At 48.9% G+C, this 12427-nt stretch carries 14 protein-coding genes; 8 read left to right on the forward strand and 6 right to left on the reverse strand.

What is annotated here, in order from left to right; translation table 11 throughout:
* Positions 1-99: 99 nt before the first annotated feature.
* From HMPREF0860_RS09995 to HMPREF0860_RS10005, 3 genes are read left to right on the forward strand one after another with little or no spacing between them, the layout of a single operon-like run.
* On the forward strand, positions 100-948 hold the full coding sequence (locus tag HMPREF0860_RS09995; protein WP_021329368.1) for a hypothetical protein: 849 nt from the start codon (positions 100-102) through the stop codon (positions 946-948).
* Positions 945-1655, forward strand: coding sequence for a hypothetical protein (locus tag HMPREF0860_RS13380; protein WP_021495731.1), 711 nt, complete (start codon positions 945-947; stop codon positions 1653-1655). The genes HMPREF0860_RS09995 and HMPREF0860_RS13380 overlap by 4 nt, the downstream gene beginning before the upstream one ends.
* On the forward strand, positions 1652-2053 hold the full coding sequence (locus HMPREF0860_RS10005; RefSeq protein WP_021329375.1) for a zinc ribbon domain-containing protein: 402 nt from the start codon (positions 1652-1654) through the stop codon (positions 2051-2053). The genes HMPREF0860_RS13380 and HMPREF0860_RS10005 overlap by 4 nt, the downstream gene beginning before the upstream one ends.
* A 666-nt stretch (positions 2054-2719) precedes the next feature.
* On the opposite strand, the gene HMPREF0860_RS10015 is transcribed toward HMPREF0860_RS10005, so the two are convergent.
* Positions 2720-3202, reverse strand: a complete 483-nt coding sequence (locus tag HMPREF0860_RS10015) for a hypothetical protein (RefSeq protein WP_021329371.1) — start codon at positions 3200-3202, stop codon at positions 2720-2722.
* A 228-nt stretch (positions 3203-3430) separates the two neighbouring features.
* Here HMPREF0860_RS10015 and HMPREF0860_RS10020 point away from each other — a divergent pair, with 228 nt between their 5' ends.
* Positions 3431-5002, forward strand: a complete 1572-nt coding sequence (locus HMPREF0860_RS10020; protein ID WP_021329363.1) for a P83/100 family protein — start codon at positions 3431-3433, stop codon at positions 5000-5002.
* 74 nt (positions 5003-5076) lie between these two features.
* Here HMPREF0860_RS10020 and dnaB read toward each other — a convergent pair whose 3' ends face one another.
* From dnaB to rpsF, 5 genes are all read right to left on the reverse strand, one after another.
* The gene (gene dnaB, locus HMPREF0860_RS10025; protein WP_021329366.1) at positions 5077-6399 is read right to left on the reverse strand and encodes a replicative DNA helicase; all 1323 of its coding nucleotides are present in this window, start codon (positions 6397-6399) and stop codon (positions 5077-5079) included.
* 177 nt (positions 6400-6576) lie between these two features.
* The gene (gene rplI / locus HMPREF0860_RS10030; protein ID WP_021329377.1) at positions 6577-7188 is read right to left on the reverse strand and encodes a 50S ribosomal protein L9; all 612 of its coding nucleotides are present in this window, start codon (positions 7186-7188) and stop codon (positions 6577-6579) included.
* Positions 7189-7315: 127 nt separating this feature from the next.
* Complete coding sequence (rpsR, locus tag HMPREF0860_RS10035; RefSeq protein WP_231364258.1) at positions 7316-7576, reverse strand: 30S ribosomal protein S18; 261 nt, start codon at positions 7574-7576, stop codon at positions 7316-7318.
* 101 nt (positions 7577-7677) lie between these two features.
* Positions 7678-8148 carry a single-stranded DNA-binding protein gene (locus tag HMPREF0860_RS10040; protein ID WP_021329356.1) on the reverse strand — a complete coding sequence of 157 codons (471 nt, stop codon included), beginning with the start codon at positions 8146-8148 and terminating at the stop codon, positions 7678-7680.
* 30 nt (positions 8149-8178) lie between these two features.
* Positions 8179-8472: a 30S ribosomal protein S6 gene (gene rpsF / locus HMPREF0860_RS10045; protein ID WP_021329362.1), complete on the reverse strand. Its 294-nt coding sequence runs from the start codon at positions 8470-8472 to the stop codon at positions 8179-8181.
* A 103-nt stretch (positions 8473-8575) separates the two neighbouring features.
* On the opposite strand from rpsF, the gene HMPREF0860_RS10050 reads away from it, so the two are divergent.
* The 4 genes from HMPREF0860_RS10050 to HMPREF0860_RS10065 all read left to right on the forward strand — a co-directional run bounded on the left by HMPREF0860_RS10050 (position 8576) and on the right by HMPREF0860_RS10065 (position 12381).
* Positions 8576-10192: an ankyrin repeat domain-containing protein gene (locus HMPREF0860_RS10050; RefSeq protein ID WP_038080358.1), complete on the forward strand. Its 1617-nt coding sequence runs from the start codon at positions 8576-8578 to the stop codon at positions 10190-10192.
* A gap of 2 nt (positions 10193-10194) precedes the next feature.
* A complete protein-coding gene (gene rsmD / locus HMPREF0860_RS10055) occupies positions 10195-10740 on the forward strand; it encodes a 16S rRNA (guanine(966)-N(2))-methyltransferase RsmD (RefSeq protein WP_021329365.1) in 546 nt (181 codons plus the stop codon).
* Between the two features lie 89 nt (positions 10741-10829).
* Positions 10830-11180: a hypothetical protein gene (locus HMPREF0860_RS10060; RefSeq protein ID WP_021329376.1), complete on the forward strand. Its 351-nt coding sequence runs from the start codon at positions 10830-10832 to the stop codon at positions 11178-11180.
* Between the two features lie 22 nt (positions 11181-11202).
* Positions 11203-12381, forward strand: coding sequence for a tetratricopeptide repeat protein (locus tag HMPREF0860_RS10065; protein ID WP_021329355.1), 1179 nt, complete (start codon positions 11203-11205; stop codon positions 12379-12381).
* Positions 12382-12427 lie beyond the last annotated feature (46 nt).

Consider the following 12427-nt stretch of genomic DNA (forward strand, 5'->3'; position numbering starts at 1 on the left):
TTTTTGATTATATCGTGTTTAGCCTTCTTTGGACAGTCGACATCCGCGCAAAGCCGCGTACAAAACGCAGCGGTTTCGATAAAGTTTTATGATAAAACTATGTATTATCCCGATGCTGCGGATTCGAATCCCGTGTTTATTCACATAACGGTGCGCAATACGGGGACGGATACGCTTCGTTTTAAGCTCGCCGACGACAGAATGTTTTCGATCGATTTCAATGCGTACACGATCAAAAACGAACGCCTTTCGCAAACCGAAACGCTTATTCGAAAACGCACGACAAATCAAACTGTGTATTTCCGGGAAATCGCGCTTGAAGCGGGCGAAGAATATTCGTTCGTCGAAAACTTAAAAGAATATCTTACCGTTGCAAATCCGTCGGTCTACTATGTCGATCTCGCGTTTTACCCCGAGCTTTACCGTTTTCGAGACGAGCGCATCGTATCGAACAGACTCACGCTTGAAGTGCGCCCTTCTCCGTCGGCCGCATCGTCTTCGGCGATTCCCGTCGAAGCTGGAACCGTGCGTATCCTGCAGCCGGAAGCGATTCCGCCGGATCAAGTCGTAGAACGGACTATCGTCGCGCGGCAAAAATCGCTGTGGGATCAGTATTTTTTGTATATGGACGTCGAAGCGATGCTCGAACGTACACCTGTGCAAAAGCGGCGCTACCGAGCGGCTTCGGCCGATGAACGCGAGCGGATGATCGACGCGTATAAATCGGATTTGATGCAGTCGCGGATCGACGGCGATATCGTTGCCGTACCCGAGCGCTTTCAAATCGAAAAGACGGTGTATTCGCAGACGGAAGGAAGCGTGCTCGTCATCGAATGGTTTAACAACCGCACGTATTACGAAAAGAAAAGCTATACGTACCGTCTCCGCCGGAGGGAAGGCGTTTGGCAAATCTACGATTACACGGTCGTAAATCTGGGGACGGAATGAAAGCGATCATCATCTGCGACGACGAAGACGTTATCGCGAAAGTCGATGCTGTTCTCGCATCCTTGTCATACGATACGATCATCTATCGCTGGCTTTTAAAAGCGCTCGACAATATCGAAGAGATTCGGCCGGATATCGTCGTCGTGAGCGCTTCCGATTATCCCCGCCATTGGAAAACATTGACGCAGTTTATTAAAAGCGGCATCGGAGGAACAATCCCCGACGTCATCCTCTATGTACCCGAATCGTTTTCGGATGCGGAAAAGAAAAAAGCTCGACAACTCGGCATCAAAGGCATATTTTCATCGTCGGATAAAAGCGGCATCTCGCTCTTTCGCTCGATCGTCACTTCTCCGACAGGAGAACCCGCTCCTTCACTTGAAGAAGCCGAAACGGATGTGCCGGACGCGGAAGCGGCTTCGATATCGGAAACGGAAACTGTATCGCCGGAAGGACTTTCGGACGACAAAATCGGAACGGCTGTTTTTACTCACCCGAAGACGGGAGCTTTCGTTACCGGAAGTATACGGCGCCTCTCTGACGGAAATGCGGAGTTTACAGCCGACATCCCTTCTCTAACCCAAGGAATTTCTCCCGGAGACAGGATCGAAGAGCTTTCACTTCGTACGGGCGGTGTGCCGACGTATTGTACGGCTTCCGTCGTGAACGTCGGAAACGAAATTATTATACGACCGGACAGAGCATGACAGCAAAACGGAAAGCAAAATTTTTTTGCGAAAACTGCGGCGCCGAAGTTCCTGCAGACGCGCGCGTGTGCAAAAACTGCGGCCGCTTTTTTTCTTCCGTACGCTGCCCTTCCTGCGGTGCTACCGGAAGCGCTTCGAGATTTGCAAAAGGCTGCCCTGTCTGCGGCTACGCGATGGATTCGGGTACGTTCAATATAGAGGCGTATTCGGAAGAAGAAAAAGAAGAAGTCCACCGTCGTCTTTCCGACGCCGAACAGAAAAAAATAAAAAGCGCCTTTGCCTCATACGAAAGAAAACGCGCAAGAGGAGCAGGCAGCGCGCTTCCGCTTTGGGTGTACGCCGTAACGCTCGCAGTCCTTTTGGGAGTCATCGCGGCCGTCGTAAAGCTCGTGCGGTGAGAGATGATACCGCTTTCTAATAATAAAATACGCTAAACTTCCGCCGCAATATATTTTTTAATTTTTTTTCACGGGCATAATTATTCCAACTGTCGGATCCGCATATACAATAATCAACGCAGATACACTCCGTATTGCGATCATAATTATTAAATTTAATAATATAATTCTTTGAACGGTAATTATTTCGCGCAAATACAGTATACGGTAAAAAGCTTTTTATATCATTACGTGCGTCAACCATGGAAAGAAAATCATCTGCCGTATTGTTAACGGTACATACGATATTCAGTATATAAATTTTACTTTCATCATATTGTTTACAAAGTTTTATGAGTTCGTCAAAAAATATGTTTTCGGAATTCGTTAACATTATTTTTTTCTCATAGTTATTGAATATTCTGTATTTCGTTTTACAATGTGCCGCTTCTATAAATATTGAGAGATTCGCGTCCGTTTTTAAATTTAAGCCGAACATTCTACGGGTGCGAAATTTATAAAATATCAATTTTTCATTTTCGTAATCCGCGCGGATCGTTTTACGATAAGGTATTATGCCGCAATTTTGCATACCTAAAAAGAGTATGCATAAAAAAGCACACGAACCGATTACATAAAAAATCTTTTTTCGCATTTCGGCATCCGAAGCCGCTCGGCGGTTTTCTCTCAATACGTAAACGTGCTGTAAATCGCTTTAAACGTATCCGCGTAGCGGTCGAAATCTTCGGGAGTCGAAGAAAAAGTCAATACGTACGCTTCGGTTCCGCTGATCGACACGAACTGCATCTGCTGCAAAGCGATTCCGTTGAGCTCGCCTGAAAATATCTGATAATCGGCACCTTCTTCGATGAGTTTAAAATTCGCGTAAAGCTTTTTCAGCACTTCCCTTCCCGCTTTTAAATATGCTTTTACCGAATATTTTGACGGAAGTTTTTCTACGGTCAAATTGCCGTTTTCCTGAAACGTATCGTTTTCTTCAAGCGGCGAATACAGGATAAACACGGTCGCGGAATCCGTCCGCTGTGCGAGCCAAAGCGAAGGAATCGTTATGGAATAGTTGTCTATCTTTATCTGCATACCGTCGTCGCCGAACGCAGATGCTACAAACGCCAAAAACAAAACCGCCGCCAAAGCCGTCGCTTTTTTCATACGAACCTCGCTGTTATTTTTTCAAAAATTTACGCTCATCATCTTACTCTTCGCGTGCCGGTTATGTCAATCGATATGAAATTGATTCTGCGAATGCGCGCTTTTACGATAGCAAAAATAATTGCCCTATGCTATAATTACGCCGATATGATATATAACTCGGAGGCTTAAAAAAATTGAAACAAATTTTTAAAAGCATCCGACCGCATCATTTTCGGATGAATACCGATGGATAATCGCTTTGTTTTTAAAATCGCTCTGGCTTTTGCATGTACCGCGTTTTTCGTATCGGCGCTTGCGGCGCAGGTAAACGAACCCGAACTGAAGAGCGTTTCCGGTACTATCGAATTTATCAACTACGTCGGGCCGCACGCACGGATCGATTCGCTTTCGGCGATCAAAGCGATCGGCTCTTCGTCCGGCCGCGTCATCGCCCGTTCGCGCGATGCGTATATGACGACGGGTGACAGCGGAAAATACTATGTTATCCACGCCGTCGACTCGAAGGAAAAAGGCAAGCTCGATGCCGATATCTTTTTTATCGGAAAAAATGCGACGGTCGATCACATCGTCAATCTTCGCCGCATCATTTCGGCATATCTTTCGGCGGCATACAATTATTCCGAACGGGACGCCGATACGCTTGCGGTTTTTATAACGGTGTACAACGCGGTCTACCGTTCGAATATCGATTATTTCAAATCGCGCTATAAAAATATCGTCACGAAAAATCTTACCGAAAAGATTTGCGGTCTTTCGGTTCGATACGACGAATGGCCCGGCCGCAGTCAAATCGTCATTCCGCTGTACGACGTAAACGGCGGCTTGAGCACGGTCGACACGTCGGCGATCAGCGACAAAAAAGTCGTCGAATCGATGCAAGAGGATGACGACAGAAATATCGAAAGCCGCAAGCAGATGGTCGACATCAAAGAGCGAGAAGCCGACAAAGCGAGCGAGCAGGCGCAGAGTGCGCAAAAACGCGCGACCGAGGAGCAAAAAAAGCTCGACGAAGAAAAAAAGAAAAACGAAGCGGCACAGCGAGAAGCGGAAAAAGCGCGGGAAAAAGCGGAGCAAAATCCGAACGACAAAAAAGCGCAGGCCGACGCCGACAAAAAAGAACAGGCGGCGGACGAACAGCAAAAGAAAACCGACGAACAGGCTGAGCGTACAAAGCAGGCAAAAGACGAAGCTTCCGAAGCACAGGCTCGAGCCGATAAAAAAGAAACCGAAGCGCAGCAGGAGCGCAAGGAAATCGCAAAGGATCAGCAGGAAGTTATCGAGCGCGATGCTGCAAACGCGAGAGCGGGTGCCGTCTACGGTATGCAGCTGACCGACGAACGCGAACTTCTTTCGGGTTTGGTTAAAGTCAATTCGCAGACGGGCGAAGTCATTCATGCTTCCCCCGTCACGTTTATCCGCGATAGAACCTATTATCCGGCAAGCGGCGGCTTTATCGCGATCGCCGGCAAAAATGCCGGAAACGGTACGGTAAAGCTCGTTATCCTCGATTCGGTCAATATGGAAATTACAAAGGAAAGCGATGAAACCGTTTCCGAAAATTCCGTACTTGCCCGGGACGGAAAGGATTACTACTGTATTATCCGCGACGGAAACGATTGGGTGCTCGCAAAGTACGACGAAACGCTGAAATTGCTTTTGAAATCGAAGGTGCCGCTCATGGAGAGTTCGCCCGTTTCCGTTTCCGACAGTGCGATCGTCGTGACGGGAACGAACGGCAGAATCAAACTGCTTGCAAAAAGCGATTTGACGGAAATACCGAATCCCGTAAAAAAATAACGCCGGATCGTGACGAGTCGATTTCGAGTTTTGCAAAGAAATTCGGAATCGGCTTAAAATGCTTCGGTTTTCGTTCAATGATCGGCTTTGTTTTCGAATTTAGCACACGGCGGGATAAACATCATTTCGACGGTGCCCGTCGCGCCGTTACGCTGTTTTGCTACGATGAGCTTCGCTTCCTGCACTTCATAAGGATCGTCCCGCTTTCTGTCGCGGTGAATGAATATGACGACGTCGGCGTCCTGTTCGACCGCACCCGAACCGCGAATCTGCGCGAGCGTAGGCTCGTTGCCTTCGGCATCGCGGGAAACCTGCGAAAGCGCGACGATCGGAATCGTAAGTTCGCGCGCCAGCGCTTTCAGCGATTTTGAAATTTCCGCTACCTGTTCGAATACGGGCGCGCTCCTGTCTTCCGTAACGATAAGTCCGATATAATCGATAAAGATGATTTTGACGCCCTGATTGGCGACGAGGCGGCGCGCCATCGCGCGGATATCGAGGAGTTTCATATTCGGCGTGTCGATGATAAAAAGCGGCGCATTATAGCAGCGGCCGGCTGCGTCTTGGAGGCGCTGAAAATCCTGCATCTGCAAAAAGCCCGACCGCAGTTTGTTGCCCGGGATGCGCGACACTTGCGACAGCAGGCGCTGGCCGATGAGTTCGTACGACATTTCGAGTGAAAAAAATCCGCACGGAATCTGCTGGTCGACGGCGATGTACTCCATCATCGACAGCGCAAGTGCGGTTTTTCCGATCGAAGGCCGCGCGCCTATGACGATGAATTCGGAATTTTGAAAACCGCTTGTCATCGTGTCAAGCTTCGAAAATCCCGACGGTACGCCGGTAAACTGATTGCGGCTTTTGTATCGCTTGTCGATAAGCTCGATCGTTTCGGCGAGCACGTCGTTTATGCTGCGGATCTTTGTCGTTTCGTTGCGCTGCGAAAGCGCGAATATTTTCTGTTCGGCTTCTTCGATGAGCTCAATGCTTTCGTGCGTTTCATCGAACGAAGAAGCATGCATTTCCGATGCGATTTTGATGAGATCTCTGCGATAGGCGCAGTCGAGGACGATATCGGCGTAGTATTCGATGTTTGCGCTCGTCGGCACTTTGCCCGTTAAATCGGCGATATAGGCCGCCCCGCCCGCTTTTTCGAGACTGCCGTCTTTCGTCAGCTGATTGATAACGGTGAGCGTATCGCCTTTGATATTTTGCTGCAAAAGCGATACCATTGCCTGATAGATGATTTGATTTTGGAGCGAATAAAAGCGGTCTGTGCGGAGAATCGTGACGATATCCGTCGCCGCGTTCCAATCGAGGAGCAGCGCGCCGAGAACCGCCTGTTCGGCTTCCGCATTGTGCGGCGGAACCTTATCTTTTAACATCGCAGCTGCCATAGTTTTCTCCACACGCTTTCAACAGATTATCCCCAAGATATCCACAGCTTTGCATTTTTAGACGACAAAAGCCGGCCGCTCTTTTCGGAACGCACCGGCTTTCGCCGCAATCCATTCGATATTTACGCGCTGCGAACGGAAAATCGACCGCGACAGCGTTTTATCAGGACAAAGAAATTACGCTTCGGCACCGTCCGACTGCGCGCTTTCCTGCGAAACGCTTTCGGAAGTTTCCGCTGCGACTGTTTCCGCGCTTTCGCCTGCGGAATTTTCATCGGCGTTTTCGGCTTCCGCTTTTTTCGCTTTGTCGTCGTCTGCAGCTTTCCCTTCGGCGCTCTTGTCTTCTTCACCCTTTACCGATACGACCATCTGCGCGATCTGCGATTCATAGAGTTTTACGTTGAAGTGATAATTTCCGACCGATTTGATCGAAACGCCCGGGATTTCGATGCGTTTGCGCTCGATTTCGAATCCGTGCTTTGCAAGCAGTTCGGAAACGACTTGAGCGGAAACCGCGCCGAAAAGTTTGCCGTTTTTGCCTGCCGGCATCGTAATCTCCAAGTGCAGCGCTTCGAGCTTTTCTTTGAGGCTCGCCGAATCTTTTCGCTTTTGCTCTTTGCGCGCTTCTATTTCGGCTTTACGGCTTTCAAAGAATGCAACGGTCGCCGCATTGTACGGTACGGCAAGTCTTCTCGGCCGCAAAAAGTTACGGAAATATCCGTCGGCAACGTTTTTGACGTCTCCTTCTTCTCCGAGTGTTTTAATGTCCGTGTTTAAAATGACTTTCATGTTCAAGCTCCTCTTAAAAATGGTATTGCGCCGCTTAAAAATCATCGCTCGGTTTCGTCGGCGCTTCGTATCGTTCGGGCGCGTCACCAGGAGTCGGATCGCATACCCGATCAATCGATTATCGGTTTCAGTCGGCTACGTAGGGCAACAGACAGATATTGCGCGCGCGTTTGATAGCCGCTGCAAGTTCTCTCTGGTGTTTTGCGCAGGTGCCGGTGATGCGGCGCGGAAGAATTTTGCCGCGTTCGGTCATATAACGGCGCAGGCTGTCCGCGTTTTTGTAGTCGATCTTCGTTTTGTTTGCACAAAAGCGGCACACTTTTTTGCGGAAATAGGTTTTGCCGCCCTTTCTTCCCGCTCCTTTTTCTTCCGCTTCGTCGTCGCTCATGGTGGCCGTATCGAGAGCGGCTGCGTTCATCTTTTCTTCAGCCGAAACAGCGGCTGCGCTTTCGTTATTCAATTCGTCTGCCATTATAATCTCCAATTATATTAAAAAGGAATATCTTCGGGGAACCCGTCATCTGCCGGCGATGATGAAGCGCCGTATTGTCCCTGCGTTTCGGCTGCCGCTTTCGGCTGAAATCTCGGAGCACCCCCGGACGCTTGTCCGCCCTCCGACTTTCCGCCGAGCAGTTGTACCGAATTCGCGACGACGACGACTTTGCTGAAGTTTTGTCCGTCCTTTTGCCAGCGATCCTGCCGCAGATAGCCGTCGACGGCGATCTGTTTTCCTTTGAGCAGATACTGTTTCAGGTTTTCGGCTGTTCGTCCCCAAATCGTTATATCAAAATAATTAACTTCGTCGACCCACTGTTCGCCTTCTTTTTTGCTTCTGTTGACGGCAATGCTGATATTTGCCCGCGCCATCTGTCCGTTGCCGACATACGCAAAAGAGCGTTCGTCCGCGCCGAGGTCTCTCGTCAAGCGCCCGATCAAAAATACATGATTCATATCCGTCATACTGCAGCCTCCGAAAGCGGGATTGCGATCTCAGTTCGCTTCTTTATCGTCGAGTTTTACAAACAGGTATTTGAGCATGTTCGCGTTGAGTTTAAACTGTTTGTTGATTTCGACGATCTTTGCGGGATTGAGCTTCATCGTAAACAGGATAAAGCGTCCTCGTTTTTGTTTTTTGATTTCGTAAGTTAAATCACGGTCGCCGAAGGGTTCTTCTTTTTCGATTTCGGCTCCGAATTCGCTTAAAACGCTGCGAACATCGTCAGCGCCTTTTTTTGACTTTTCCTCGTCGAGCGGGAAAACGGTCATCAGTTCGTATTTTCGCATGGTATCTCCTTGTGGACATTTGGGAACTTCATACGAAGCTCCAAGGGGTGTTTTATTATAGTATCAGATTGATGAAAAATGGTCAATCGTGTATACTATCGGTATGAAATTATTTTTCCGAATTTTTTTCATCATGGCGTTTTTTCCGCTTGCCGCATCCGCAGCCGATAAATATCTCTCGCTCATGCAAACCGGCACGGCGAAGCAAATCAAACGCGCATTTTTATTCGACGGAGACGCCCCGTTCCACACGATCGGAAAGGAACGAAACAACCTTCTCATCACGGCGATTATACACGATCGGAGCGAAGATGTCATCCGCGTGCTGCTTAAAGCGGGTATCGGTGCCGATCAAAAAAATCGGGAAAAGCGGACGGCCGTTTCATACGCGTGCGAATACTGCACCGACCGGAATGCATTCCGCCGCATTCTCGGTTCCGGCGGCGCGTCGAAAAAGAAAATACACAAGCGCCTTATGACGCTCGATAAAAAAGGCAGATACGCCGCCTCATACGCGGAAACGAATTCCGAAATACGTGAGCTTGTTGCATCGTATTTAACCGCAAACGATATCGCGCTCCTCGAGCAAACGACCGAAGGAGGCGTGCCGCTCCTTTCCGCAGCGGCAAATTTCGATCGACCGGCCGGAAAAACGGAATCTGCAAAAACCGTAAAACAAAAAAAGAAAAAAACTGCGGAAGCCGAACCGCAAAACGCGGACGACACCGTTCCTCTGGAAACGGATGATACGGCGGATAAAACCGGCGAAACCTCTCTTTCCGAAACGGATGCGGTTGAAACCGAGCCCGCTGCAAAAAGCAATACATCTTCGGAAAACACGGAAACGGGCGCATCCGCACGTGAAGAAATCGCCGTGCCTGAAAAACAGGATGACGCCGCACGCGAAAAGTCTGCAGCGGATATCGTACCGCAAGCGCCCGAAGCGGACACCGCCGTACCCCTTCCGCCACCTTCCCTTCCCCCTCCCGCTGTACGTCCGTCTTCGTCTTACGGCAAAACCTTTTTATACGATTATGCCGATGTGCCGTCCGATGCCGAAAATGCGGCGATAGAAGCGGTACAGAGCGGGCCGATTATTAAAAATGTCAATATGCAGGATGAAAAAGGCGTTACGCCGCTCATGTTTTCGATAAAGTGTGCGAGCGCCGATCTTACCCGTACGCTGCTTAACAGCGGCGCCGATGTAAACGAGCGCGACAAAGAAGGCTGGACGCCGCTCATGTACGCGGTGAGAGTGCAGAACGATTCGGCGCTCGTCGGTATGCTCATCGACGCGGGAGCTTCCGTCCGCACAAAGAATTCGTACGGCGTATCGCCGCTCGTCATTGCAGCCGAATATTCGGAAAATCCCGACATCGTTTCGCTTCTCCTCGATTCGTATGCCGCAACCGAAAACGAAACCGTAAAAGCCTTTGTTCATACGATCACATCTTCAAACGTGCCGCTTTCCGTTCAGTGCGAAAAAGTCCGCCGCTTTATCGATAAGGGTGTACCGCTCAACGCTTTTTGGGAAGGCAAAACGCCGCTCATGTACGCGGCAGCCGCGGGGAGCTCTACCGCCGTCATCGAAGTATTGCTCGAAGCGGGTGCGATGCCGTCGGCGCGCACGGCTTCCGGCCTTCGCGCCTTCGACTTTGCGCAAAAAAATCAAGCGTTGGAACGCGATGACATTTATTGGTCGCTCAACGCGGATAACTGAGCATGCGCATAACGGGCGGCGTTTTAAAAGGCCGGCAGATCAAATGCCCGAAAGGCGTCATCCGTCCCGCAATGGACAGAATGCGCGAATCGGTGTTCGCAATCCTCGGCGATCTTTCGGGAAAATCCTTTCTCGATCTGTTTTCCGGTTCGGGCACATTGGCGATCGAAGCGGCATCCCGCGGAGCGGAACATGTCGAATTGTGCGAAAAGGATAAAATTAAAATTCCCGTCATACTCGAAAACGTCGCCGTCGTCGAACGCGAGCTCGGCATCGTCGTCAAATGCCATTTTATGCCCGTCGAATATTTTATTAAACGATGTAAGACGAGTTTCGACTATATTTTTTTCGATCCGCCTTTTCCGTATAAGTTTCACGCGGAATTGATAAAAAATGCCGTGGAAAACGATATGTGCAAAAACGGCGGTACGATCATCGTGCACCGTCCCGAAGAACACGCGATGCCCGACGAAATCGGAAAGCTTTCACGCACGGATATGCGCAGCTACGGGCGCTCAATCGTCGATTTTTACTCAATAAATAAGTAAAAAAATAAAAAAAATCCTTGACTTTTCGTAAAAATGTGGTAGCATAGTATACTAGGGGTAATAATTAATTATTATTAAATTTTGCGCATATGATAAGGGATGAATTACAAAAACAGATAGCGGAAAAACAGGGAAACGCAGGATTTATTAAAACCGTCGATACTCCCCTTGCCGCTCTGTCTGCCGGACAAAAAGCAGGCTTGAACCGTACCGGCAATACCCTTTTCAATGAAGGCAATATCGAACAGGCGCGCAGGATATTTACGGCGACGGGGTATTCCGACGGATTGACACGCGTCGGAGATGCGTACGCGAAAAAAAACGAAACGATTAAAGCGCTCAAGCAGTATGTGCTTGCACATAATGCAAAGAAGTCGGAACCGATTTATGAATGCATGGCTCGCATCATATCGACGATATTACAAGAAAAAAACGCATAATTGCAGCAAAGGAGTATACATCATGGAAGCAACTATCGAAAGCATTGAAAGTACCGAAATGGAAACCGAAGAAGAATTCTTTTCCGATGAATCCTCTGTCGATGAAAACGTGAACGCAGATCGTATTTCGGAACTTTCAAAAGACGGTTACCAATTATTAAAGAACAATAAAATCACCGATGCGAAAGATATGTTTAAAAAAATCCTCGACATCGAAAACAACAATAACTACGCTCTCGTCGGACTCGGCGATTCGGAACGCAAGCAAAGCAACTACAATAAAGCGATAGGCTATTACAACGACTGCCTCTCCTACCATCCGGGAAACAACTACGCGCTCTTCGGTCTTGCCGACTGCTATAAAGCGCTCAACCAATACCGTAAAGCGATCGACATTTGGGAACAGTACCTCGTGCACGACGACCGCAATATCACAGTTCTCACGCGCGTGGCCGACGCATATCGGAAAATACACGATTTTAAAAAATCGAAAGAATTGTACCTCAAAGTTCTCGACATGGAACAGGACAACGCGTACGCGCTCATCGGCCTCGGACACTTGCACTACGACTTTAAAGAATACAAAGACGCGCTCTACTATTGGGCGAAGATGCTCGAACTCAACGAAAACGCCGTCGATATCCGTGTGCTTACGTCGATCGGAAACTGTCACAGAAAACTTAAAACCTTTGAAAGCGGCGTCGTCTATTTCGAACGCGCGCTCGCACTCGATCCGAACAATTTTTACGCGCTGTTCGGGCTCGCCGACTGTTACCGCGGTATGAACCAGCAGTACCGCTCCATCGAATACTGGAACAGAATTCTGGCACTCGATCCCGATAACAAAGTGATTCTAACTCGTTCGGGCGACGCGTATCGCAATACGGGTGACTACAAAACCGCCGTCGAATACTACAACAAAGCGCTCGACATTGCGTTCGACGTATACGCGGCTCTCGGGCTTGCGCTCATCTGTAAAGGCGAAGGCAAATACGAAGAAGCGGCCGAACGCCTTTCGAACCTCATCCGAAACGATGCAAAAAATTTCCGTCTGTACATAGACCTTGCCGACTGCTATGTAAAGCTCAACAGAAAACAGGATGCCGTCTCCGCCCTCGAAAGTTTTCAAAAGCAAAGTATACGCTGTCCGCCTATAAGCGATATGCTCGACAAGCTGAAAAACAATAAGCCGATCTATTGATGTGCACGCTATATTTCAGTAATTTTCTTGTCGGATACTATCCTAG

The sequence above is a fragment of the Treponema socranskii subsp. socranskii VPI DR56BR1116 = ATCC 35536 genome (assembly GCF_000468115.1).
Classification (GTDB): domain Bacteria; phylum Spirochaetota; class Spirochaetia; order Treponematales; family Treponemataceae; genus Treponema_D; species Treponema_D socranskii.

Coding starts and splice junctions, on each gene's coding strand:
- rpsF (WP_021329362.1), bottom strand. CDS start 8,472: ATGCGAAAATACGAACTGATGACCGTTTTCCCGCTCGACGAGGAAAAG.
- rpsR (WP_231364258.1), bottom strand. CDS start 7,576: ATGAGCGACGACGAAGCGGAAGAAAAAGGAGCGGGAAGAAAGGGCGGC.
- HMPREF0860_RS10050 (WP_038080358.1), top strand. CDS start 8,576: ATGAAATTATTTTTCCGAATTTTTTTCATCATGGCGTTTTTTCCGCTT.
- HMPREF0860_RS10065 (WP_021329355.1), top strand. CDS start 11,203: ATGGAAGCAACTATCGAAAGCATTGAAAGTACCGAAATGGAAACCGAA.
- HMPREF0860_RS10060 (WP_021329376.1), top strand. CDS start 10,830: ATGATAAGGGATGAATTACAAAAACAGATAGCGGAAAAACAGGGAAAC.
- HMPREF0860_RS10015 (WP_021329371.1), bottom strand. CDS start 3,202: ATGAAAAAAGCGACGGCTTTGGCGGCGGTTTTGTTTTTGGCGTTTGTA.
- HMPREF0860_RS10020 (WP_021329363.1), top strand. CDS start 3,431: ATGGATAATCGCTTTGTTTTTAAAATCGCTCTGGCTTTTGCATGTACC.
- rsmD (WP_021329365.1), top strand. CDS start 10,195: ATGCGCATAACGGGCGGCGTTTTAAAAGGCCGGCAGATCAAATGCCCG.
- dnaB (WP_021329366.1), bottom strand. CDS start 6,399: ATGGCAGCTGCGATGTTAAAAGATAAGGTTCCGCCGCACAATGCGGAA.
- HMPREF0860_RS10005 (WP_021329375.1), top strand. CDS start 1,652: ATGACAGCAAAACGGAAAGCAAAATTTTTTTGCGAAAACTGCGGCGCC.
- rplI (WP_021329377.1), bottom strand. CDS start 7,188: ATGAAAGTCATTTTAAACACGGACATTAAAACACTCGGAGAAGAAGGA.
- HMPREF0860_RS10040 (WP_021329356.1), bottom strand. CDS start 8,148: ATGACGGATATGAATCATGTATTTTTGATCGGGCGCTTGACGAGAGAC.
- HMPREF0860_RS13380 (WP_021495731.1), top strand. CDS start 945: ATGAAAGCGATCATCATCTGCGACGACGAAGACGTTATCGCGAAAGTC.
- HMPREF0860_RS09995 (WP_021329368.1), top strand. CDS start 100: ATGTATTATCCCGATGCTGCGGATTCGAATCCCGTGTTTATTCACATA.